Consider the following 21643-nt stretch of genomic DNA (forward strand, 5'->3'; position numbering starts at 1 on the left):
TCCTTGACCGGCTGCATGGAGGGCGGTACTTTCGTTCTGCATAGCGGATCGTAGTTCTGTAAACATGTAATGGCTGTTAGTGAAGGATGCGTCAGGACACATGTCAGCACAGGTGAGCATGCCGAGCCGCCTTCGCGCGGAATTGCGGGCGGGGCCGGTCCATGCCGCCGGATGCTTCGACGCCCTCTCCGCCCGTCTCGCCGAGGACGCGGGATACAAGGTCGCCTACATCAGCGGCCTCGCGGTGGAGGCGACGCAGCTCGGCAGCGCGGACATCGGTCTCATCACCAGGACGGAGATGGCCGCACACGCCGCCCGTATCGCGGCTGCCGTCGACATCCCCGTGCTCTGCGACGTGGACACCGGCTACGGCGATGTCGTCAACATCGGACGGACGGTCCACGAGTTCGAGAGGGCCGGTGTCGCCGGCATCCAGATCGAGGACCAGACCGATCCCAAGAAGTGCCCGCTGCTCGGTTCGCCCGACGTGCTGGATGCTCGGGTCGCGGTACGCCGGATCCGCGCGGCGGTAGAGGCCCGACGCGACCCGGACTTCGCCATCATTGGCAGGACCGACGCCTACGAGAAGACCTTCGACGAGGTCGTGCGACGCTTGAACCTGTACCTGGAGGCTGGTGCGGATATCGCACTTTCCCCGCTCAAGGTCGTTGACGGGACGCCCATGAGCTCGCTCAGCGCGGATGAGCAGATGCGATGGCACGAACGATTCTGCGCAGAGGTCGATGGTCCGGCCGTCGCCATGACGTTGCCGCCGGGCCGCACTGTGCAGGACATGATTTCGGTCGGCTACCGGGTCGTGGTCCTGCCGACCGCCAGCCTGCAGGCGGCGGCAACGGCGATTCGGGCGGCCTTGGTGCGGTCCTTGCGGGACGGCACCAGCGCCGCCTACTTCACCGACAACCCGAAGGACGAGCGGGTCGTAGGCGTGGGGCTGCTGAAACTTCTCGGCGCCGAGTCGGCCGCCGAGACACAGCGAAGGCTGGGACCGGACGTCGACTGAACAGCGGGTCGTACGCGTCACGCGCAAAGTGCGGGCACGAGAGAGGAACACCAGATCATGGGCCGGACGATGACGGCAAAAATACTGGCCAAGGCGGCGTCGGCGCAGTCCGTGGACGCCGGGGATGTCATCACCGCCGAGGTGGACGTCCTGGCGGTCCCCGACACGGAACGCTTCATCGACTTCATCAACGACAACCAGCTCAAGGTGTGGGACCCGCGGCGGATCGTCTTCTGCTTCGACCACTTCTTCGAGGACTGGCTGCCCTCGGGAGCGGTCCGCAAGCATCCCAAGATCCGCCAGTTCGCTAAGGAACAGGGGATTCCGGAGGAGAACATCTACGACGTGGGCCGCAACGGGCTGTCCCATCAGGTCCCGGTGGAAGAAGGCTGGGTGCTGCCCGGAACCGTGAGCCTGGGTGCGGACACGCAGGCCGCGACGATGGGGGCGATGAACTGCTTCACCATCCCCACGTTGTCCTCGGGCACCACGAGCGTCGTACTGACCGGCCGGCTCTGGCAGGTCGTTCCCGAGTGCGTGTCCCTCCGCCTGCATGGTCGGCTGCCCCGCGGCGTGCTCGGCAAGGACGTGGTCTACCGCTTGATCAAGGACCTCGGAGGCGTCATCGGCGGCCGCGTCGTCGAAGTCTCCGGGCCTGGGGTGGAAAGCCTGCCCGTGGACGTGCGGATGGCCATCGCGAACGGTTCCATCCAGATGGGCGCGCAGACGATCGTCTTCCCCGCCGACCGCGTTCTCCAGGAGTATCTCGCGCCCCGGGCCCGTGGGCCCTTCACGCCCGTGGCGCCGGATCCGGACGCCGAGTACTCGGACACCTTCGACTACGACCTCGGCGACTTCGAGCCGCTGGTCTCAGGTCCCCATGACATCGACCTCATCCGCCCGGTCAGCGAGCTCGCAGGTCTGACCGTCACCGCGGCGTACATAGGCTCCTGCGCAAGCGGTCGATTCGAGGACCTGAGCCTGGCCGCCGAGATCCTTCGGAACAGACGCGTCCACCCCGATGTCCGCATGGTGGTGACGCCGATCTCGGCGACTGTCGCGCAGCAGGCTGAGGAGGCGGGGATCCTCCAGGTCTTCGAGTCCGCGGGAGCCACGGTGACCAGGCCGGGCTGCGGTGCCTGCTACCACGGAAACGCGTCCCCGCTGAAGCTCGCCGACGGAGAGCGATGCGTCAGCGCGTCCGTGGAGAACGTGGCCGGCCGGATGGGCAGTGCCTCGGCCGAGATCTACCTGGGCAGCGCCGCCGTGGTCGCGGCATCGGCGGCGGCAGGCCGACTGACCGGACCCGCGGACTGTCTCGACTGAAAGGTGGGAGAGCGTGGAGATCCACGGCAACGTGTGGAAGCTGGGCGACGGCATCGGTGCCACCGACCTCGTTCCGGCCCGGTACGACAAGATCGGTATGCGACGTGACTGGGCGCAATGCGCGTCGCATCTGCTGGAGGACGTGGAACCCGACTTCGCATCATCGGTCCGCAAGGGAGATGTGCTGGTCGCCGGGAGCAACTTCGGTTCCGGGCACGCCCACTACTTCGGCGCGGCGATCAACGCATGCCTCACCGCCGGGGTGGGGGCAGCCTTCGCCCAGAGCATCAACGGCATGTTCTTCCGCGCGGCGACGGACCTGGGCCTGGTCTCGTGGACCTACGGGGAACTCGCCGAGGCCGTGCAAACCGGGGACGAAATACGCATCGACCTCGACACCGGAGAGTTCCGCAACGAGACGACCGGACGGGAACTCCGGCTGACGCCACCGCCCGAGCTGATCAGAAGCATCTTCCGGGCGGGCGGATCGACCCCCTGGGCGGTCCAGACGGTACGCGGGGCAACGACACGAGCCTGACCCCACTCACATCTCGGGAGGCTCGAAGCTCCGATGGAGGGCGTTCCCGAGTCCCTGCGCGGACCGGCGAGTACAGACGAGAAAGGACCCACATGCTCAACGACATCATCATCGCGGATGCCACGGCTCATGCCTACAACTGGATTCCCGAGAACTTCGCCGCCGAGGAATCCCAGCGGATCGTGGCCGGCTCCTGGGCCTTCCATCAGGGAATGACGGCTGATCGTCCTGATCTGCGTCTGAGCGAGCAGGAATTCAAACAGGACTGGCAGAGTCAGGACATCTCCGAAGCCCTGTTCTTCGAGACAGGGATCGACTTTGTCTCCTACCACGGAACACCTATATTCGATTTCTTCAAGGACGGCCACTCGGCCACCGGGAAGGGCTTCGAGCTGCTCGCACGTTATCCGGACCGGGTCATCGTCTACGCCGGGATCAACCCGTGGGCGTTCGAGACGGCTCAGGAGATCAGGGACGAGGTTGACCGGTTGGTCGATCTCGGCGCCACTGGGCTGAAGCTCTACGCCGCACGCTACGAGCGCGGGGCCACGCTACCGAGCCGGATGGACGACGAGAAGCATGCCTTCCCGATGATCGAGCGAGCGATCGAGCGGGGGGTGCGGGTCATCGCCTCGCACAAGGCCATCCCCATCGGCCCGGTCAATTACGAGCCGTACGGCGTCGGCGACTTCCCGCACGCCTGCGCGACTTTTCCGGAGATGAAATTCGAGGTCGTCCACTCGGGCATGGCCTTTGTGCAGGAGACGGCCTTCCTGGCGTCCACCCAGCCCAACTGTTATTTCAACCTTGAGACGTCGTTCGCCATCCAGACCAGGCAGCCGCGCCGTTTCGCGGAGTTCCTTGGCGCGCTGCTGCGGGCGGGCGCCGCCGACCGGATCCTGTATGCGAGCGGTTTCTCACTGTTCCACCCGCTGCTCGCCCTGCAATCCTTCCTCGACTTCCAGATGCCGGACGACCTCGTCACCGGGTTCGGCATGCCGCAGGTCACCGACGAGGTGAAGGAGAAGATTCTCGGACTGAATTACCTGCGCATGCACGGCATCGACCCGGCCGAGTTCCGGACGAGGATCTCCGGAGACCAGGTGTCGAAGCGCCAGGCGCACGGCCTGGAGGCGCCCTGGTCAAACGTACGTGCCCGTCTCGGAGCTGGGGGCGAAGATGCCAACCGGAACAGCTGACGGCGACCCGGCGGTCCTGCGGGCCGTGTGGGCGAAGCTGGGGGAGGTGCTCGACCCGTGCAGTGTCCACAACGGCACCCGGCTCAGCTTCGTCGACCTGGGCATGGTCCACGGTGTGGTGGTCGACGACACGGGCCGGGCCGTGGTCCGGCTGCTGCTCGACGACCCCGTCTGCATCTATCTCGTGGACATCATGACGAGCGTGCGGGACGCCGTGCTGGGCGTGGAGGGCATCACGGGCGTGGAAGTGGACATCGTCGGCGAGGAGCTGTGGTCGCCTGACCGCATGACGGCCGAGACGACGGCGAAGATGCAGCGGTGGAGGGTCGTCCGTGAGGGTCGTACGGCACTGCCGCTGACACCGCTGTAGCGGTCGGCACCGAGGAATTCGCTGGATCCCGCCCGAGAGTCCCCTACGTATCCCGGGCTTGCGCGAATCCTGAATACATCCCTCAAGGAGGATTGCCGATGAAGGCCGGTGTGATCGGTCTCGGCCAGATCGGTGGGGGCATCGCCGTGTGCCTGGCACGCGCGGGTCGGCTCGCCGCTGTCTATGACCTCCACGATGATGCGGCGGACAGGCTCGAGGGGGTGCCCACTGTCGCCGCCTCGCCGGCGGAGGTCGCCCGGCAGAGCGACGTGGTGATCATCGCGGTGGTGGACGCGCCCCAGACGCTCGACGTGCTGAGCGGCCCAGATGGCGTGTTGAGGGCCGCACGGCCGGGGGTAAGCGTGATCTTGGTGGCTACCGTCGCGCTTGAGGACCTCGACGCCATCCGCGCGCTGACCGACAGCGCCGGCGTCGCGCTGATCGACAGCGGTGTCGTGGGCGGGCGGAAGGCCGGCGAGAACGGCCTGATTTGCCTTGTTGGCGCCCAGGACGAGGAACTTGCCCGCGTCATGCCGGTCTTCGATGGCTTTGCACGGCGAGTGGCGCATCTTGGCGGGCCGGGCGCGGGCATGGCGGGAAAGATCATATATAACGCCGTTTTCCATGCGACGCTACGAGCCGGCCATGAAGGCGCCGGGCTCGCCCGCGCGTACGGTCTGGACGTTCACGCACTCGACCGCGTCTTCCGGGAAAGCACGGAAAGCGTGGGCGGCCCGCTCATGGCGGCCACACTTCCGGGCGATCCCGAGAGCGATCCCGATGAAGCTCAGAAGCGCCTTCGGCTGAGCTCGGTGATGACCAAGGATCTTGAGGCAGCCCTGGCGCTGGCGCGCGCACACAAAATTGAGGTGCCGATGATCTCCTTCACGCGTGAGACGATCACTGACGTGATGGGCCTGGGTGCGACACCGATATCCCGAAGCCGGCAAACGCGCCCGTAAGGGCGGAGACCGCGCGGTGTCATCCCCGGCCGACCAGGTAGGCGCCGTAATGTGACGGCTGAGGCTGTCCGGCCCGCGATGGGCGACCCCGTTCCCACCTCCTCGGCGATCGGCGGAGCGGATCGGCGGGCAGGTGGGCAGCCGGCGATGCGAGTGTCCGGTGCCGTCTTCACGGGGAACCGGGGGCGAGCTGCGGCGCATTCATGGCCGCGCATCAGCGGAGAACGTCAGAAGAGGCCGCCCGTCCGGCCGCCGTCGACCGCGATCGTCTGCCCGGTGATGTAGCCCGCCAGATCGGAAGCGAGAAAGACGGCCAGGTCGGCCACGTCCTGCGGATCGCCCATACGTCCCATCGGGATCGCGAGTTCCGCCACACGGGCCTTCTCCAGTTCCGCGTAGCTGCCTGCCGACGAGCCAGTGCGCTCCGCGTAGGCGTCCCGGGCCCGTTCCGTCTTGATGGACCCCACCGCGATGTTGTTCACCGTGATCCCGTATGCGCCGAGCTCGTTGGCGAGCGACTTGTTCAGCCCGACCACCGCCGGGCGCATGACATGGGAGAGGATCATCGGAAATCCGAAGGTCGGGCCCTTCATGGTGACGGAACCAATATTGATCAGCCGCCCGCTCCGGCGGTCCTTCATAAGTGGCAGAACTGCTCGGATCAGCCGCACGATGCTCATGACCATCGACTCGAACTCGCTGGTGAAGTCGGTGTCGCTCGCAGCGTCGAACCCCTGCCGGTGCAGAGGATGCACATTCGACACCACGATGTCCACCTGACCGAACTCGGCCATCGCTACGTCCACCACACGTGCGATGTCCGCGGGTGCGGTCATGTCGGCGGCCACCGAGCGGATACTTCCACCCGCTGACCTGATCTCCTCGGTGGTCGCCCGCAGTGCCTCCGCCCCGCGCGCGACCGCGACCACGTGCGCTCCTTCCGCGGCCAGCCGGCGAGCGATCTCCCGACCTATCCCCTTGCTGCCGCCGGACACGACAGCGACCTTGCCCGTAAGGCCGAGCTCCATAGTGGTTCCCCTTTCCGTGGCTCGACGAGAGCCAAGTTGATGCACACCTGCCGTGGGCCGCGCGCAGATCGCGGTCATCCGTTCCGTGCAGCTGTGCGCTTGTCCAAGTCGTGGAAGAAGCGAGCGATGTCGGTGCCGAGGCTCTTCGGGTTCTCCACCGGCGGGAAGTGGCCGCCCCGCTCCATGACCGTGTAGCGGTCGAGGTTGAAGTACTGCTCGACCCATTTCCTGGGGTAGGCGCCGCCCTCTTTGGGGTAGGCCGCCACCGCGGTGGGCACGGGGATCACCGGCTGGCGGGTGCTCACGGGCTGCCATCCCTGACTGGCGCTCTCGGCGTAGAACCGCGCAGCTGTGGCCAGCGTGCCGGTGAACCAGTAGAGGGAGACCGTGGTGAGCAGGCGCTCCAGCGGATAGGCGTCGTTGAGTTGTCCGCCGTGATCGGTCCAGGCGTGCACCCGGTCGATCAGCCACGCCGCTGTCGCCGCTGGGGAGTCGATGAGGTAGGCGACTGTCTGCGGGCGGGTGGTCTGCATGTGCAGGTATCCGCTCCCACGAGTGACCTGCTCGTCTGCGGCATCCCGTCGCGACTGCTCCTCGGGCGTCCACTGGGCCGGGTCACGTCTGCGCTCGGCCGGTGACCAGCCGAGCGGGACCGGCATCGACGTGTGCAGTCCGCAGACGACGTCCGGGTGCTTGTGGGCCAGCTGTTCGCCGATGAGCGCGCCCCAGTCCATCCCGTAGATGCCGTACCGCCGGTGCCCCAGGACCTCGGTCATGAGGTGGTGGAACATGTCTGCCGTCTGGATGAACCCGGTCCCCGGGCCGTGCAGCGGTGTGGAGAACCCGTGTCCTGGCAGGTCAGGCACCACCAGCTCGAAGCCCTCAAGCAGGGGCAGGACATCGGCGAAGTCCCAGAAGGTCTGGGGCCAGCCGCCGACGAGCAGGAGCGGCAGCCCTCCCGGGCACGGGACATGGAGGAAGTGCAGGTTCTGGCCGGAGAGAGCGACGCGGTAGTGGGTGTACGCGTTCATCGCCCGCTCGTGCGCACGCCAGTCGTAGTCGTCGCGCCAGGCGGTGAGGAAGTCCTGAAGGTATGCGCGGCTCGTGCCATAGCGCCAGTCGTCGTTGGCCAGGTCGCCGGGGAGCCTGGTCGCCTGGAGCCGTCGTCGCAGGTCGTCGACGTCGGCGTCGCTGACGTGTATCTCGAAGCGCTCCAGCACCACTACCTCCTGTGTGCCCGATGCCCCGGCCGGTCCTGCCTGGTGAGGCCGACCGCGAAGTGCGTGCCTCCACCGGGACCGTGGGGAACGGATACGCGTTGACACCGATCCGCGTCGCTCCTATGTTGCGTTCTGTATAGCAGATCCTCATTCTGTAACAAAGACTTCGCGGTCTGGTTCGCAATCTCGGCCCGGCCGCCTCAACCGCTATGTCGAAGCAAGGTGAGGACCATGGAGTTCCTGGTGCGCGTACGCGTGCGCTTCCCGTCTGACATCGACGCCGGCCTCAAGGCGGCCATCATGCGTGAGGAGCGAGAACGGGGCGCCGCACTGAGAGCCTCCGGGCATCTCTTGCGTGCTTGGCGTATCCCCGGGCGGGTGGAGGCCCTGCTGCTGTGGCGGGTCAAGCACGCCACCGAACTGCACGACATCATCTCCTCCCTGCCCGTTTACCCCTACTGCGCGGAAGTCGAGGTGGAGGCGCTGGCCGAGCACCCCATCGACCCGACGAGCCATGAACCGCGGCCTGCGGCCGACCGCTCTGACTGAGGGGAGAGCAGTGGGCGCCCTATGTGTCCGCCAAGCAGAACATTCTCCTGTCTAGCGGAACGTTGGCGTTGTTGTTAGGTTGCGGTTCATCGCCCATTCCCAACCCACTGCGGAGGTCACCATGGCGACGTGGACGACGGATCCCGGGACTTCGGTGGACGAGCCCCCTGCATATCCGATGAACAGGCAGTGCCCCCACCACCCTCCCGCGGAACTGGCTCAGCTGCGCGCTGGACGGCCGGTGTCGAGGGTCAGGATCTGGGACGGCACGACCCCGTGGCTGGTGACCCGCTACGACGATGTGCGGGCCGTCCTGTCCGACGCGCGTTTCAGTGCCGACGCCAGCCGTCCCGGCTACCCCGTGAGTTCCGAGGCCGTGAAGATCAGCCGGGAGCGCGGGCCCTGGTTCGTCGCGATGGACGACCCTGAGCACGCGCGATACCGCCGGATGCTGACCGCGGAGTTCGCGGTACGGAACGTCGCGTCAATGCGGCCGATGGTCGAGGCCACCGTGGCGGAACTGCTCGACGGTATGGCGGCGGCGCCTCAACCGGTCGACCTGATCGAGGCGTTCGCGCTGGCTCTGCCGTCGATTGTCGTCTGCCGGATACTGGGGGTGCCCTACGAGGACAGCGCGTTCTGGCAGGAACAGAGCAAGGCGCTCTTCGACGTGACCTCGCCTCCGGACGTCGGTAGGCGGGCTGACAACGAACTGCGCGCCTACCTCGACAAGCTGATCGCCGAGAAGGAGCGCGATCCCGGCGATGACCTGCTGAGCCGCCTGGCCACCACCTATATACGCACCGGGGAGCTCACCCGCCGCGACGCCGTCTCGATGGCCCTCCTCCTGCTCGTCGGAGGGCATGAGACGACCGCCCACATGATCGGGCTCGGCACGCTCACGCTACTGAACCACCCCGAGCAGGCAGCCGCGGTACGAGACGGGGATGACGCGACCGTGACCAGCGCCGTGGAGGAACTGCTGCGGCTGCTGACCATCGTGCACACCGGGCGCAGGCGCGTTGCCACCGAGGACGTGGAGGTCGCCGGGGTGCGTATCCGCGCCGGGGAGGGGGTGATCGCCTCCGAACCGTCCGCGAACCGCGACCCGGCGCTGTTCGCCGAGCCGGACAACCTGGACATCCACCGGACCGCCAACCACCACCTGGCCTTCGGCTTCGGTGTGCACCAGTGCCTCGGGCAGCCGCTTGCCCGTCTTGAGCTGCAGGTCGCCATCCCGGCGCTGCTGCGCCGTTTCCCGGACCTCCGGGTCACGGCGGCAGAGCACGAACTCCGCTTCCGGGACGAAATGATCACCTATGGAGTGCACGAGCTGCCGGTGACCTGGGGGAGTGCCGAATGAAGATCACGATCGACCGGGACAAATGCATCGGCGCGGGGAACTGCGTGTTCGCCGCACCCGATGTCTTCGACCAGGACGACGACGGGTTTGTCGTGCTGCTCGACGACCCGCCGCCCTCCGAGCAGGAGGACGCCGTGCGTTCCGCGGCGCACGCCTGTCCGGCGCAGATCATCACGGTGGAGTAGCCGGATGACTACTGCCATGGGAACCGGGCACGATCCCGCCGCTGGCGACCGCATCGTCGTCGTCGGCGCCTCGGTCGCGGGTGTGCGTGCGGTGCAGTCGCTACGCGCCCGGGGCTGCTCGGACGAGATCGTGCTGCTCGACCGGGAGGCGGCACCGCCCTACGACAAGCCGGCACTGTCGAAGGACCTGCTGACCGGCGGTCTGGACGAGCCCGTGGTCCTGGCCTCGCCCGCGCAGTTGCGGCAACTCGCGGTCGACTACCGCCCCGGCTGCGAGGCGGTGGGACTTGACCTGGCGCGGCGCCACGTCGGTCTGCGCGGAGGGGCATCCGTCCCCTTCGGCCGATTGATCATCGCGACCGGGTCCCGGCCCGTCAGGCTCCCCGGTCTTGAAGGTGTCCAAGGTGTCCACTATTTGCGGACCCGTGCGGACGCCGTCGCACTGCGGGCCGCGTTCGCCGACAGGCCGCGCGTGGCGGTCGTCGGCGGTGGCTTCATCGGCGGCGAGGTGGCGTCCAGCGCTCGCCGGCTCGGCTTGGAGGTGACGGTGGTCGAGGCGGCCGAGCGCATCCTGGCCCGGCTGATGCCGCCCGAGGTGTCCGAGGCGGTACTCCGCCTGCATCATGACCATGGAGTCGAGGTCAGGTGCGGGCATGCGGTTCGCGGTCATCTTGGCGGGGGCCGAGTCGAGGCCCTGGAGCTGGACGACGGTTCGGTCGTTCCGGCCGACGTGGTCGTCGTCGGGATCGGCACCGTACCGGACACGGCCTGGCTGGCGGGCTCAGGCCTTGACATCGCCGACGGCGTGCGCTGCGGCCCGGACCTGGCGGCGGAGGGGGCCGACGGCGTCTACGTCGCCGGTGACGCCGCGCGCTGGGGGAACGACCGGCTTGGCGGCCACGAGCGCGTTGAGCACTGGACGGCCGCCTGCGAGCAGGCGGCCGTGGTGGCCCGCAACCTGACCGAGCCCGGGTCTTCGGTGCCGTACGTCTGTGACGGCTATGTCTGGTCGGACCAGCACGGCGTCCGAATCCAGCACATCGGTCGCAGCGCACCCGGCCTGCGTGTCGAGGCCGTTCCCGGCTCCGACGGCAACGGCATGCTCTACCGCTATCTGGACGGAGAAGGGGCGGCCGGTGCTACGGCCGTCGGAGCCGCACGTGACTTCTTGGCCCTGCGCCGTGGACTCGCCGCGCGGCAGAGGGACGCGTCGGAAGCGGTGCGGACCAGATGACCCGGCAACCGCAGCCCTCGGAGATCGCATGGACGCTGTGGGCGGGCACCATCGGCCTGGACAGTCCGATCACCTCGCGGGTGGAGGCGGCGACGGCGGCGGGGTACCAGCGGATCAGCCTCAGCCCGCCCGATGTGGCCCGGGCCGAGTCGGCCGGGATCCGGGCGGGTGAGTTGGGCCGGATGATCCGGGACGCGGGCCTGGGGATCGTTCTCGATCCGGTGATGAACTGGTACCAGGGGGTGCCCACCGGGGCGTCCTCGTTCGCCGCCTTCTCGATGGACGACGCGCTGCGGATGTGCGAGGCGCTGGGTGCCGAGGCGATGAGTGCGATGGCGAACGTGGGTCCGGGCGGTGACACGCCCGCGACCGAGTTCGCCGAGGCTTACGGCCGCCTGTGCGACCGGGCGTCGGACCTCGGTGTGCGGGTCCAGCTGGAGTTCATCCCCATGACGGCCGTCCCCGACCTCGCGGCGGCATGGCGCATCGTCAAGAGCGCCGACCGGGACAACGGGGGCCTGCTCTTCGACACCTGGCACTTCTTCCGGGGAACGCCGGACTTCCGGCTGCTCGGCCGGATCCCGGGCGAGCGGGTGTTCGCCGTCCAGCTCTCCGACGCCCCGGCCGACGTGCACGGCACGCTGCTGCAGGACACCAGGCGCAGGTCGGTGCCAGGGGACGGCTCGTTCGACCTTCCCCGGGTCGTGGCCGTTCTGCACCGGATCGGCGCGCTCAGGGAGGTCGGCCCCGAGGTCATCCACCCGGCGCTTGAGGCGATGCCCGCCGTGGCCGCGGCGCGGCTGGCCGGTGACCGCAGCCGGGCGCTGATCAGCCGCACGCTCGCCGGGACGCGGTGAAGGCTTCGTAGAACGAACAGGGAGGGAGGAGCACGATGGCAGGCAGGATCGAGGGAAAGATCGCGCTGATCACCGGGGCAGCCCGGGGGCAGGGTCGTGCCTTCGCCGTCCGGCTGGCGGAGGAGGGCGCGGACATCATCGCGGCCGATGTCTGCGAGGACATGCCGGGCCGCAACTACAAGGGCGGGACCTCGGACGAGCTGGCGGAGACCGTCCGGCTCGTCCGGAAGGCGGGCCGCCGCGCCAAAGCCGTGCAGGCGGACGTCCGCGACTACCCGGCGCTCAAGGAGGCCGTTGACGCGGGGGCGGCCGAGCTCGGCGGCCTGGACATCGTCTGCGCCAACGCGGGAATCGGCTCACGGCAGTACCTGGCACATGACATACCCGAAGAGGAGTGGCAGCTCATGCTGGGCGTCAACCTCACCGGCGTCTGGCACACCTGCAAAGCCGCCGTACCCCATGTCATCGCCGGCGGACGCGGCGGCAGCGTCGTGATCAACAGCTCGGTGACGGGGCTGCGCGCCTACGCGAACATCAGCCACTACGTATCGGCAAAGCACGCCGGAATAGGGCTGATGCGGTCCCTGGCGATCGAACTGGGGCCGCACGACATCCGGGTCAACGCCATCCTGCCCACGCAGGTCAACACGCCGATGATCATGAACGAGAAGTCCTGGAAACTGTTCCGGCCGGATCTGGAGGAACCGACCAAGGACGATTTCGCGGCAGCGTCGCAGCGCACCGGAGTGCTGCCACGCCCTTGGGTGGAGCCCGAGGACATCAGCAACGCCCTGCTCTTCCTGGTCTCCGACGAGGCCAGGTGTATCACCGGGGTCGCGCTTCCCGTCGACAACGGCGCTCTGGTCAAGTAACGGAGCGAGGACCTGCGAAGGACAGCAATGCCCAACACGGACACCAAGCAGACCGTACTCGACTTCTTCGACCTCCTGCTGGTCAAGAAGGACCCCGCGGCCGCGGCCGCGCGCTATATCGGCTCCGAGGGCTATATCCAGCACAATCCGGGGGTCGCCTCCGGCCCCGCCTCGCAGCTCGTCGAGGCCATCGACGCTCTGTTCGCCAGGCACCCGGACTGGTCGACCGAGATCAAGCGGGTGCTGGCGGACGGCGATCTCGTCGCCGTGCACCACCACGTACGCGCTGAACCGGGTGACGCCGGACTGGCGGTGGTCGACATCTTCCGGGTGCGCGACGGCAGGCTCGTGGAGCACTGGGACGTCATCCAGCCGGTGCCGAGCAAGGCGCAGAACGACAACACCATGTTCTAGGGCTCCGTCCCAAGGCTCTCATCCTCGCTGGCCTCTGCCCGGGGTCCCGGCCCCGCGCCACACGTCGAGCCGCCGCCGCGCCACGCGCCGACCCGGCATGCCCCGGCGCCGTCCGGCTGGTCGGCAGCACCCGGTATGGCGCCGCGCGGCCTGCCGACCCGGGTTCACCAGAACGCGAGGAATGTCCTTGCTCATGTATTGACATCGGCAGATTCAGGCCGACATGGTGTTCTGGAAGAAAGAACGTTGTTCCGCAAAGAGGTACACAACATGCAAGCAGGAGAGAGATATGGGCGCACGTCGAGGTACCCCATTCGCAGTCCTCGCGCTGGCCGGGGTCCTCGCCGCTGCCGGCTGCGGTACAGGCGGCAGCAGCGCCGGCTCGTCCGGTGACGGCTCCGGGGCCGGCCAGATCGTGATAGGCAACATCGGGTCGTACACCGGCCCGCAGTCGTCGAACATCGGGCCGAGCCGGGACGTCGTCGAAGCGTGGGCGAAGGACCTCAACGCGGCCGGCGGCATCGGCGGGAAGAAAGTGAAGCTGATCGTCAAGGACGACGGCGGAATCGCTGCCAAGGGCATCGCCGCGGCCAAGGAACTCGTCCAGAAGGACAAGGTCGTCGCGATGGTCGGCCAGATGAGCCTGGTGGACACCGCCTGGGCCGACGTCGTGACCTCCGTCGACGTGCCGGTGATCGGCGGCCAGCCCTTCAACACCCCGTTCCTGACCAACCCGGACTTCTTCCCGTCCGGCACCAACTCCATCGCACGGAACTTCGGCGTGGTGCTCGAGGCGAAGAAGATGGGCAGCAAGTTCAGCATGCTCTACTGCGCCGAGGCCCCTGCCTGCAAGGTCGGCGTCGGGGTGACCAAGGCCATCGGCTCGCAGCTCGGAGTGAGCGTGCCGGTCGCCCTGTCCGTATCGGCCGCGGCACCCAACTACACGGCGCCCTGTCAGGCGATCAAGGAATCCGGTGCGCAGTCCTACCGTGTCGGACAAGCCTCAGCCGTGGCGCTGCGTATCCACGACGCGTGCGCGGCCCAGGGAGTCAAGGCGACGCCCATCAGCACCGGGGGCACCGCCGACGACACCTGGCTGTCGCACGACAGTGTTCAGGGCACCGTCAACATCGATCTGAACTTCCCGTACTTCGACTCGTCGACCCCAGCGACCAAGGCCTACCAGGACCTGCTGGCGAAGCACTCCCTCGGGCACAAGTCCGGCGCCTCCGGCACCTACGCCTACACGGGAGCCAAGCTGTTCGAGGCCGCGGCCAAGGCCGTGTCGGGCAAGACCGTGGACTCGGCGTCGCTCAAGGCCGCGCTGTACGGGATGAAGGGGGAGACCCTGGGCGGGCTGAGCGCACCGCTCACCTTCACCAAGGACAAGCCGACCCTCATCGACTGCTGGTTCGTCTCGACCATCGAGAACAAGAAGTGGACGGCGCCTCGTGGTCTTGAGACCAGTTGCGCTCCTGGCGACAGCGTCGCTGCGATGGCCGCCAAGCTCGGCTGACCACCGTCCGGCGGGAGCACCCGGACCGCTCGGGTGCTCCCGCCGGAGACCAGCGGAGACCGGGTCGACAAGAGCCCGCTCCGGTAGTACGAGCCCGCTCCGCCCACGTGCGAGTGCCGTCGGCAGGCACGGGACCAAGGGATGGCTGGAATGATCCCCTTCATCATCGCCGGTATCACCACCGGCTCGATCTACGGCCTCGCCGGGGTGGGGCTGGTGCTCACCTACAAGACGGCGGGCATCTTCAACTTCGCGCACGGCGCATTGGCCACGGTGTCAGCGTTTCTCTTTTACGCCCTGCACGTCGAGCACGGCATGCCGTGGCCACTGGCGGCCTTCGTCTGTGTCTTCGTCGCAGGTCCGGTACTCGGCCTTCTCTTCGAGCGCCTCGCCAGGTCACTGGCCGGAACGAGTCTCGCAGTTCGGGTCGTCTCCACCGTCGGAGTGCTGCTGATTGTGCAGTCGATCGTCGTCCTGATCTACGGTGCCGCCGCGACGATGACCGTGCCGCAGTTCCTGCCGACGGCCACCTTCACCATCGGGGGAACCCCGCTGAGCTTGAACGACCTGATCGTGGTGGCGATCGGCCTGCTGGCCACAGTGGGGCTGTACGTCTTCTTCCGGACCGCCCGGACGGGAGTCGCCATGCGGGCTGTGGTGGACCGGCCCGAACTCCTCGATCTCGCAGGTACCAACCCCGGCATGGTGCGCCGGTACGCCTGGGTGATCGGGGTGTGCTTCGTATCGGTCTCGGGAGTCCTGCTCGCGCCACTGGTCAGCCTGAACAGCACGACGCTGACGCTGCTGATCGTCCAGGCGTTCGGTGCGGCAGCCGTCGGGCGGTTCACCAGCCTGCCGATGACCTACGTCGGAGGGCTGCTGATCGGTATCGGTTCCGCCCTGGCGACGAAGTACTTCACCTCCGGCGTCATGGCCGGTCTGCCGTCCGCGCTGCCTTTCCTGGTCCTCTTCGTTGTCCTGGTGTTCTCCAGGCGCGGCCGACTGACCGCACAGCCCCTGCGGCCTCCGCACCGGGCTTCGTGGCGAGCGCCGTGGCCGGTGCAACTGGCCGGAGGCGCGGTCCTGCTCGCCCTCCTGCTCGCCGTCCCGGAGTTCGCGGATTATCACATCGCCGACTGGACCCTTTTCCTGACGGCGGCGATCGTCTTTCTGTCGCTGGGCCTTCTGGTCCGGACCTCCGGGCAGGTCTCGCTGGCGCATGTCGCCTTCATGGCCATAGGAGCGGCTGCCTTCTCGCATCTCACGGAGGGCGGCGGCGTCCCCTGGGGGGCAGCGCTGGTCATCGCCGGTCTCGTCGCCATCCCGATCGGCGCCCTGCTCGCGATCCCCGCAATCCGGCTCTCCGGGCTCTACTTGGCCCTCGCCACGTTCGGCTTCGGCATCCTGCTCGCCTTCATGTCGTACACCCAGTCCTATATGTTCGGCGAAGAAGGCATCGGACTGACGGTGCCCCGGCCTTCGCTGGGGAACCGAACGCTCGACGATCAGCAGTACTACTACCTGGTGCTGGCGTTGGCGCTCGCGGTGACGCTGGGCATGGTCGCGCTCCACCGCAGTCGGCTCGGACGGCTGCTGCATGCGCTGGCAGACAGTCCGCAGGCACTGGCCACCACCGGGACATCCGTCAACGTCACCAGAGTGCTGGTGTTCTGCCTGTCCGCCTTTCTGGCAGCCGTCGGCGGCGCACTGGCCGGTGCCGCACAGGGCAATGTGTCAGGGGACTCATATCCTCCGCTGCTCTCCCTGACCTTTTTTGCTCTGGTGGTCATCAACCCGGGCGGAGTGCCTTGGTTCGCCGTGCTCGCCGGCGCCGGATACACGCTGATCCCGTCGTACTTCCCCGACAGCGACACCAGCACCTACCTCGAGTTGCTGTTCGGTGTGTTCGCGCTCCTTTACGCGATCACTCCCGATGAGATGCGCGGAGTCCCCGACCGACTGGCCCGGCTCGTCGACAGGGCGGCCAGGCCGACCACGGCGCCCGCCGCGGAGCACGGAGCCGAACCCAGCGTGCTCACCAATGCCGCGGCAGGTGAGGAGAGGTGACGATGGAACTCAAGGTGACCGACCTGCAGGTCAGATTCGGCGGCGTCATCGCGGTCGACGGGGTGTCCCTCACCGTGCGCACCGGGAGCATCACCGGACTCATAGGCCCCAACGGGGCGGGCAAGACCACGACATTCAACGCGATCTCCGGCCTGCTCCGGCCCTCGTCCGGGCGAATGACCTTGGCCGGTCGTGCCCTCGGCCGACTCGGCCCTGCCGCCCGGGCGAGGCGAGGGCTCGGTCGGACGTTCCAGAAGATGGAGCTCTTCGACTCGCTCACGGTCGCCGAGAACGTACGGCTCGGCAGGGAGGGGTCCTACGCGGGCAGTAACCCGCTCAGTCATTTCCTGCCGGCCAGGGGACAGCAGGAACAGACCCACACGGCCGCCGCCGAGGCCATGCGGCTCTGCGGGATCGAAGAGCTCGCTCATGAGGTCGCCGGTTCCCTCTCGACCGGGCAGCGACGGCTGGTGGAACTCGCCCGCTGTCTGGCGAGCCCATCGCGGATCATGCTTCTCGACGAGCCTTCGTCAGGGCTCGACCGCGCGCAGACCGGGCGGTTCGGAGAGATCCTGCGGAAGGTCGTGGAGGAACGCGGCCTTGGCATCCTCCTCGTGGAACACGACATGTCGCTCGTGACGAAGGTGTGCGACTACATCTACGTGCTCGACTTCGGCAAACCGATCTTCGAAGGCACGTCGCCGGAGGTCATGTCCTCGCCGGTCGTACGGGCCGCTTACCTCGGCGACGAGGAAGCGGAGGATGCCGCCGACGGGGCCTCGGGAGCAGCGGCGGACAGCGGCAGTGCGGCGGGAGCCGCCACGCGCAAAGAGAGGTTGTCATGACCGTACACACCCAGCCGGCGGACGCCGAGACGGACGGCAGGGCAGCGGGCCCTCCGCCATCCGCGGTCCTTGAGCTGGACCGGATCACGGCCGGATACCACCGGACGACCGTGCTGCGTGACGTCAGCGTCGTCGTGCCACGCGGCAAGGTGGTGGCCTTGCTGGGGCCGAACGGAGCCGGGAAGACCACACTGCTGCGGACCGCCGCCGGTACGCTCCGGTCCCAGCGCGGCACTGTGGTCGTGGACGGAGCGGACATGACCCGCACCGCACCGCACCGGCGGGCTCGGCAAGGTCTGTGTCTCGTACCGGAGGGCCGCGGCGTCTTCCCGGCACTCACGGTCCGGGACAACCTGCGGATGTTTGTCCCGCCGTGGTCGGCGGACGACTCCGCGCTGGAGCGCGCGATCTCCGCCTTCCCCGATCTGGGCCGGCGCCTCGGCCAGATCGCGGGCAGCATGTCAGGAGGGCAGCAGCAGATGCTGGCGCTGTCCCGCGCCTGGCTCGCACGGCCCCGCGTCGTGCTGCTGGATGAGGTGTCCATGGGGCTGGCCCCACGGATCGTCGACGAGATCTTCATGGCCCTGCGCCGCCTCGCGGCCGAGGGCACCGCCCTGCTGATCGTGGAGCAGTACGTCAACCGTGCCCTGGAGATCGCGGATCACGTCTGCCTGCTGGAGAAGGGGAAGATCAGCTTCAGCGGCCCCCCGAGTGCACTGCGGCAGGACGCGCTGCTGAGCGGGTATCTCGGCTTGGAGGACAAGGGTGGCACTGGGATGACCTGAGCGGTCCGCCCCAGTGGATGGTCGGTCCCCGTCTTGCGCCCTGCCGGCGCGGACGGGGACTTTCCGCTGTGTGAGCGTGGGCGCATCGCCCGTGCCGCCCGGGGCCGGGCTCAGGCAATGGTGGGTACCAGGAGCATGACGGGGATAAGCCGCTCGGTTTTGCGCTGGTAGTCGGCGTACTCGCGCCAGACCGCGACCGCTCGGCCCCACCACAGCGCGCGTTCATCGCCGGTGAGTTCGCGTGCGGTCATGTTCTGCTTCACGGCGCCGTCCTGGAGATCCGCCACGGGGTGTGCCAGGAGGTTGTGGTACCAGGCGGGGTTGCGCGGCGCTCCGGCCAGGGACGCCACCGCGGCGTAGCATCCGCCGTGCTCCACGCGCATGACGGGCGTCTTGCGCAGCTTCTTCGAGCGCGAACCCACGGTCGTCAGTACGACCACTGAGACGCCGTCGACCGTCGTTCCCCTCGTTCCGCCAGAGCTCTCATACAGCTCCACCTGGCGGCGGCTGAACGCGGACCCGCTCGGTTCGTACTCCCCGGACAGTGGCATGAGGCTCCATCCTTGGCATCCTCGGCCGGAACACCGCCCGTCCGCACGGGTCAGACGGGCAGCGCCGCGCCGATCTTTCTGGCCCCCTCGGTGAGGGTTCGGGCGACGCCCGGTACATCGTCGGGCTGCACGCGGGACAGGGGTGCAGCTATGGCGAGCGCGGCACGTACCCGGTTGCGCCCGTCCGTGACAGGCACGGCCACAGCGCTCACCTCGTCCTCGCTCTCGCCGAAGTTGGCGGCATAGCCCTGGTCGCGCACGGTCTGCAGTTGCTCCTCGAGTTCCCGGCGGCTGGTCACCGTCCTGGTCGTGCTTGGGGCGAGCCGGACGCCGGGATACAGGGACCTCAACTGCTGCTGGTCGAGCCCTGCGAGCAGCACCTTTCCCGAAGCCGTGGCGTATGCGGGCATCCGCTTTCCGGTGCGTGCTCCGATCCGCAGGGATCGTGTCGACTCGATCGAGTCGACGAAGAGGATGTCGGTCCCCTGCAGGATGCTGATGTGTGTCGTCTCCTCCAGGGCACCGACCATCTCCTCCATGATCGGCCGGGCCGCGGTCCGCAGATCGAGACCACTCACCACCGAGACCGCCATACGGATCAGCTCAGGGCCTGCCTCGTACGCTTTGGACGCCGAGTCCTGGACGACAAACCCGTGATAATTGAGCATCTGCATCAGGCGGTGAGCCGTGGAGCGGGCCACACCGATCTCCCGGCCCGCTTCCGCGACCCGGACGGACCGGTACTCGCCGAACATCCGGAGCAGGCGCAGCGCGTTGTCCACCGATCCGATCGGGTAGTTCGGTGAGTCATCCGACCCGGGGGGCTTCGCGGCCCCGTCGCCGTTGTCGATCAGTTCGGAAGCCATAGCGCGCGAACGCCCCCACATCGATTCCAAAGACAGCAGTGACGCAGGAGTCTAGCACGCAGAACTGCTTCCCTTTCTGTAGAACACCGGGCAGGTCATGGGATGAGAGTCAGCCCCGTGGTGTCAGCCCTGCACAGCGGCCGCAGCCGCCTCGGCGATCGCCACGTCCTGGTCCACCGTTCCCCCGCTGACCCCCACGGCCCCGAGAAGGACGGCACCGTCGAACAGCGGGACTCCGCCCCCGACAAGCGTCACTCCGGGCTGGGATGGAAGCGCGGCCAGCAGGGCGGGAACCTGGGAGACGAATTCGAAGGTCTTCCCCGTCGGAGCGCCGCCGAGGGCCACCGCCGTGTACGCCTTGCGCGAGGCGAGGTCCACGGCGATCAGCGCGGAACCGTCCATCCGCAGCAGGGCCTTGAGGGTTCCGGCCGCGTCGACGACCGCGATGACGCCCGCGACACCGAGCTCTCCGGCCTTCGCCGTTCCCGCAGCGATGACGGCCTGCGCTCCCGCCGCACTGACGGTCTTGAGTTCGTTGCTGTTCGTGGTGGCGGTCATGTGTTCACACTCCCGTGTCGGGTCAAGGGTCCGGATGGTCGGAAAGGAGGGGGCGGAGAGGGAGGAAAGGACAGGGAGAGGGGTGCGCCTGGGTCACGGGGCGTACAGCCAGTCGAGGTGGCGCCGATCCGCCGGGTCGCGATCCCTCAGCATGGTGTTGCGCAGGGTCCGTGCCATCCCGTCGCAGTGCCACAGCTCACCCCAGAAACGGGCCCGCTCCTGCACCTGAGCGGTGCGCGATGCGCGTGCCTCGTTGTAGGTGCGCAGGATCGTGTCCCATTCGAGGGGCTCGTGATCCGTCGAGGCCGCGGACTGCTTCGTGGCCAACGTCGCCAGGCAGTGCGCGTCCTCCAGAGCCTGGCACGCACCCTGGGCGAGATACTGGAGCATGGGATGGGCGGCGTCGCCAGTCAGCGCGAGCCGGCCCTCGACCCACCTGCTGATGGGCAGGCGGTCGAACATCGGCCACTTCCGGTCCCGCCACAGGGCCGTCAGGGCGGAGCGCACCTGAGCGCACATCCCTGCGAACGCCTCGTCCAGTTCGTCCGGGCCACCCCACTCCGGTGCCCCGGCCAGCGCGGTCGGCGAGCGGAACACCGCGACCTGATTGAGCATCGCTCCCCCGCGCAGCGGGTACTGCACCAGGTGGCACCCCGGTCCCACGTAGACGACGACGTCGTCGGCGGACAGCCCGTCCAGATCGCCCACGGCGGACATGGGAAAGGCGCCGCGGTAGGCCACGTACGCGGAGTTGACCGGGGTGTCCGCACTGAGCCTGGCCCGAAGGCCCGACTGGAGCCCGTCGGCGGCGAGTACGAGCGCGGCCGGGTGCCGGTGCGCTCCCTGCACGGCGGTCGCCCCGATGTCGGTGACCTCAACGTCGTCCACATGCGCGTCGGTCACCAGCTCGACTTCGGCCGCACGGCAGGCATCGACGAGGATCGCGTGCAGATCGCTACGGTGGATCACGACGTATGGGGCGCCGTACTGCCGGGCGGCCCAGGCCAGGTCCAGATGGGTGAGCTCCTTGCCGTCCACGGCGTCGCGCAGCACCAGCCGGCGCGGCAGCACTCCGCGGTCGACGACCTCGTCGAGCAGCCCCCACTCCCGCAGGATGCGCGTCGCGTTGGGTGCCATCTGTAGTCCAGCACCGACTTCGCCGAACGCGGGCGCCTGCTCCAGCACGCGCACCCGCTGGCCGGCCCGGGCCAGCGCCAGCGCACTGCCGAGCCCACCGATCCCGCCGCCGACCACGACGACGTCGTGGTCGGCCGACGAGACGGCCCCGGACTCCTTCGCGGGAGTCATGGTCCACCT

23 protein-coding genes are annotated in these 21643 nt (G+C 68.1%); 17 read left to right on the plus strand and 6 right to left on the minus strand.

From position 1 onward, the window contains the following. The first annotated feature begins 100 nt into the window (after window positions 1-100). The 6 genes from OH768_RS44535 (at window position 101) to OH768_RS44560 (ending at window position 5416) form a co-directional block, all read left to right on the plus strand. A complete protein-coding gene (locus OH768_RS44535) occupies window positions 101-1021 on the plus strand; it encodes an oxaloacetate decarboxylase (protein WP_406462394.1) in 921 nt (306 codons plus the stop codon). A gap of 57 nt (window positions 1022-1078) precedes the next feature. Beyond that, complete coding sequence (locus tag OH768_RS44540; protein ID WP_406462396.1) at window positions 1079-2347, plus strand: aconitase family protein; 1269 nt, start codon at window positions 1079-1081, stop codon at window positions 2345-2347. Between the two features lie 13 nt (window positions 2348-2360). Beyond that, on the plus strand, window positions 2361-2885 hold the full coding sequence (locus tag OH768_RS44545) for a hypothetical protein (protein ID WP_406462398.1): 525 nt from the start codon (window positions 2361-2363) through the stop codon (window positions 2883-2885). A gap of 92 nt (window positions 2886-2977) precedes the next feature. Continuing rightward, window positions 2978-4084 carry an amidohydrolase family protein gene (locus OH768_RS44550; RefSeq protein ID WP_406462399.1) on the plus strand — a complete coding sequence of 369 codons (1107 nt, stop codon included), beginning with the start codon at window positions 2978-2980 and terminating at the stop codon, window positions 4082-4084. Continuing rightward, on the plus strand, window positions 4065-4454 hold the full coding sequence (locus OH768_RS44555; protein ID WP_406462401.1) for a metal-sulfur cluster assembly factor: 390 nt from the start codon (window positions 4065-4067) through the stop codon (window positions 4452-4454). The genes OH768_RS44550 and OH768_RS44555 overlap by 20 nt, the downstream gene beginning before the upstream one ends. A 98-nt stretch (window positions 4455-4552) precedes the next feature. Further along, window positions 4553-5416, plus strand: coding sequence for an NAD(P)-dependent oxidoreductase (locus tag OH768_RS44560; protein ID WP_406462403.1), 864 nt, complete (start codon window positions 4553-4555; stop codon window positions 5414-5416). Window positions 5417-5643: 227 nt separating this feature from the next. Here OH768_RS44560 and OH768_RS44565 read toward each other — a convergent pair whose 3' ends face one another. Then, window positions 5644-6522, minus strand: coding sequence for an SDR family oxidoreductase (locus OH768_RS44565; RefSeq protein WP_406462405.1), 879 nt, complete (start codon window positions 6520-6522; stop codon window positions 5644-5646). Beyond that, window positions 6519-7664, minus strand: a complete 1146-nt coding sequence (locus OH768_RS44570; RefSeq protein ID WP_406462407.1) for an epoxide hydrolase family protein — start codon at window positions 7662-7664, stop codon at window positions 6519-6521. Before OH768_RS44570 ends, OH768_RS44565 begins: the two co-directional genes overlap by 4 nt. Window positions 7665-7895: 231 nt before the next feature. Here OH768_RS44570 and OH768_RS44575 point away from each other — a divergent pair, with 231 nt between their 5' ends. The 11 genes from OH768_RS44575 to OH768_RS44625 all read left to right on the plus strand — a co-directional run bounded on the left by OH768_RS44575 (window position 7896) and on the right by OH768_RS44625 (window position 18351). Next, the gene (locus OH768_RS44575) at window positions 7896-8213 is read left to right on the plus strand and encodes a muconolactone Delta-isomerase (protein WP_406462408.1); all 318 of its coding nucleotides are present in this window, start codon (window positions 7896-7898) and stop codon (window positions 8211-8213) included. Between the two features lie 241 nt (window positions 8214-8454). Continuing rightward, a complete protein-coding gene (locus OH768_RS44580; RefSeq protein WP_406462410.1) occupies window positions 8455-9576 on the plus strand; it encodes a cytochrome P450 in 1122 nt (373 codons plus the stop codon). Beyond that, on the plus strand, window positions 9573-9761 hold the full coding sequence (locus OH768_RS44585) for a ferredoxin (protein WP_406462412.1): 189 nt from the start codon (window positions 9573-9575) through the stop codon (window positions 9759-9761). The genes OH768_RS44580 and OH768_RS44585 overlap by 4 nt, the downstream gene beginning before the upstream one ends. 4 nt (window positions 9762-9765) lie before the next feature. Then, window positions 9766-10995 carry an NAD(P)/FAD-dependent oxidoreductase gene (locus OH768_RS44590; RefSeq protein WP_406462414.1) on the plus strand — a complete coding sequence of 410 codons (1230 nt, stop codon included), beginning with the start codon at window positions 9766-9768 and terminating at the stop codon, window positions 10993-10995. After that, a complete protein-coding gene (locus OH768_RS44595; RefSeq protein WP_406462416.1) occupies window positions 10992-11852 on the plus strand; it encodes a sugar phosphate isomerase/epimerase family protein in 861 nt (286 codons plus the stop codon). The genes OH768_RS44590 and OH768_RS44595 overlap by 4 nt, the downstream gene beginning before the upstream one ends. Window positions 11853-11887: 35 nt before the next feature. Beyond that, window positions 11888-12724 (plus strand): mycofactocin-coupled SDR family oxidoreductase, encoded by an 837-nt coding sequence (locus OH768_RS44600; protein WP_406462418.1) that lies wholly within the window; start codon window positions 11888-11890, stop codon window positions 12722-12724. Window positions 12725-12751: 27 nt separating this feature from the next. Continuing rightward, window positions 12752-13138 (plus strand): nuclear transport factor 2 family protein, encoded by a 387-nt coding sequence (locus OH768_RS44605; RefSeq protein ID WP_406462419.1) that lies wholly within the window; start codon window positions 12752-12754, stop codon window positions 13136-13138. Window positions 13139-13427: 289 nt separating this feature from the next. After that, window positions 13428-14654 carry an ABC transporter substrate-binding protein gene (locus tag OH768_RS44610; RefSeq protein ID WP_406462420.1) on the plus strand — a complete coding sequence of 409 codons (1227 nt, stop codon included), beginning with the start codon at window positions 13428-13430 and terminating at the stop codon, window positions 14652-14654. Between the two features lie 150 nt (window positions 14655-14804). Then, a complete protein-coding gene (locus OH768_RS44615) occupies window positions 14805-16721 on the plus strand; it encodes an ABC transporter permease subunit (protein WP_406462422.1) in 1917 nt (638 codons plus the stop codon). A gap of 2 nt (window positions 16722-16723) precedes the next feature. Beyond that, the gene (locus OH768_RS44620) at window positions 16724-17566 is read left to right on the plus strand and encodes an ABC transporter ATP-binding protein (protein ID WP_406462423.1); all 843 of its coding nucleotides are present in this window, start codon (window positions 16724-16726) and stop codon (window positions 17564-17566) included. After that, window positions 17563-18351 carry an ABC transporter ATP-binding protein gene (locus OH768_RS44625; protein ID WP_406462425.1) on the plus strand — a complete coding sequence of 263 codons (789 nt, stop codon included), beginning with the start codon at window positions 17563-17565 and terminating at the stop codon, window positions 18349-18351. Before OH768_RS44620 ends, OH768_RS44625 begins: the two co-directional genes overlap by 4 nt. 110 nt (window positions 18352-18461) lie before the next feature. Here OH768_RS44625 and OH768_RS44630 read toward each other — a convergent pair whose 3' ends face one another. The 4 genes from OH768_RS44630 to OH768_RS44645 all read right to left on the minus strand — a co-directional run bounded on the left by OH768_RS44630 (window position 18462) and on the right by OH768_RS44645 (window position 21634). After that, complete coding sequence (locus OH768_RS44630; RefSeq protein WP_406462427.1) at window positions 18462-18902, minus strand: nitroreductase family deazaflavin-dependent oxidoreductase; 441 nt, start codon at window positions 18900-18902, stop codon at window positions 18462-18464. Window positions 18903-18952: 50 nt separating this feature from the next. After that, a complete protein-coding gene (locus tag OH768_RS44635) occupies window positions 18953-19768 on the minus strand; it encodes an IclR family transcriptional regulator (RefSeq protein ID WP_406462429.1) in 816 nt (271 codons plus the stop codon). A 123-nt stretch (window positions 19769-19891) separates the two neighbouring features. Continuing rightward, window positions 19892-20326, minus strand: coding sequence for a heme-binding protein (locus OH768_RS44640; RefSeq protein WP_406462431.1), 435 nt, complete (start codon window positions 20324-20326; stop codon window positions 19892-19894). 93 nt (window positions 20327-20419) lie between these two features. After that, entirely contained in the window at window positions 20420-21634 is a 1215-nt protein-coding gene (locus OH768_RS44645) for an FAD-dependent monooxygenase (protein WP_406462433.1), read from the minus strand. Between the last annotated feature and the right edge of the window lie 9 nt (window positions 21635-21643).

It is taken from the genome of Streptomyces sp. NBC_01622, from assembly GCF_045209635.1.
GTDB lineage: Bacteria > Actinomycetota > Actinomycetes > Streptomycetales > Streptomycetaceae > Streptomyces.

What these genes read in the sequence shown, in the direction of transcription:
- OH768_RS44585 (WP_406462412.1), top strand. Translation starts at nt 9,573, where the DNA reads ATGAAGATCACGATCGACCGGGACAAATGCATCGGCGCGGGGAACTGC.
- OH768_RS44540 (WP_406462396.1), top strand. Translation starts at nt 1,079, where the DNA reads ATGGGCCGGACGATGACGGCAAAAATACTGGCCAAGGCGGCGTCGGCG.
- OH768_RS44605 (WP_406462419.1), top strand. Translation starts at nt 12,752, where the DNA reads ATGCCCAACACGGACACCAAGCAGACCGTACTCGACTTCTTCGACCTC.
- OH768_RS44595 (WP_406462416.1), top strand. Translation starts at nt 10,992, where the DNA reads ATGACCCGGCAACCGCAGCCCTCGGAGATCGCATGGACGCTGTGGGCG.
- OH768_RS44620 (WP_406462423.1), top strand. Translation starts at nt 16,724, where the DNA reads ATGGAACTCAAGGTGACCGACCTGCAGGTCAGATTCGGCGGCGTCATC.
- OH768_RS44535 (WP_406462394.1), top strand. Translation starts at nt 101, where the DNA reads ATGTCAGCACAGGTGAGCATGCCGAGCCGCCTTCGCGCGGAATTGCGG.
- OH768_RS44560 (WP_406462403.1), top strand. Translation starts at nt 4,553, where the DNA reads ATGAAGGCCGGTGTGATCGGTCTCGGCCAGATCGGTGGGGGCATCGCC.
- OH768_RS44635 (WP_406462429.1), bottom strand. Translation starts at nt 19,768, where the DNA reads ATGGCTTCCGAACTGATCGACAACGGCGACGGGGCCGCGAAGCCCCCC.
- OH768_RS44565 (WP_406462405.1), bottom strand. Translation starts at nt 6,522, where the DNA reads ATGACCGCGATCTGCGCGCGGCCCACGGCAGGTGTGCATCAACTTGGC.
- OH768_RS44630 (WP_406462427.1), bottom strand. Translation starts at nt 18,902, where the DNA reads ATGCCACTGTCCGGGGAGTACGAACCGAGCGGGTCCGCGTTCAGCCGC.
- OH768_RS44625 (WP_406462425.1), top strand. Translation starts at nt 17,563, where the DNA reads ATGACCGTACACACCCAGCCGGCGGACGCCGAGACGGACGGCAGGGCA.
- OH768_RS44575 (WP_406462408.1), top strand. Translation starts at nt 7,896, where the DNA reads ATGGAGTTCCTGGTGCGCGTACGCGTGCGCTTCCCGTCTGACATCGAC.
- OH768_RS44555 (WP_406462401.1), top strand. Translation starts at nt 4,065, where the DNA reads ATGCCAACCGGAACAGCTGACGGCGACCCGGCGGTCCTGCGGGCCGTG.
- OH768_RS44590 (WP_406462414.1), top strand. Translation starts at nt 9,766, where the DNA reads ATGACTACTGCCATGGGAACCGGGCACGATCCCGCCGCTGGCGACCGC.
- OH768_RS44600 (WP_406462418.1), top strand. Translation starts at nt 11,888, where the DNA reads ATGGCAGGCAGGATCGAGGGAAAGATCGCGCTGATCACCGGGGCAGCC.
- OH768_RS44640 (WP_406462431.1), bottom strand. Translation starts at nt 20,326, where the DNA reads ATGACCGCCACCACGAACAGCAACGAACTCAAGACCGTCAGTGCGGCG.
- OH768_RS44610 (WP_406462420.1), top strand. Translation starts at nt 13,428, where the DNA reads ATGGGCGCACGTCGAGGTACCCCATTCGCAGTCCTCGCGCTGGCCGGG.
- OH768_RS44550 (WP_406462399.1), top strand. Translation starts at nt 2,978, where the DNA reads ATGCTCAACGACATCATCATCGCGGATGCCACGGCTCATGCCTACAAC.
- OH768_RS44615 (WP_406462422.1), top strand. Translation starts at nt 14,805, where the DNA reads ATGATCCCCTTCATCATCGCCGGTATCACCACCGGCTCGATCTACGGC.
- OH768_RS44645 (WP_406462433.1), bottom strand. Translation starts at nt 21,634, where the DNA reads ATGACTCCCGCGAAGGAGTCCGGGGCCGTCTCGTCGGCCGACCACGAC.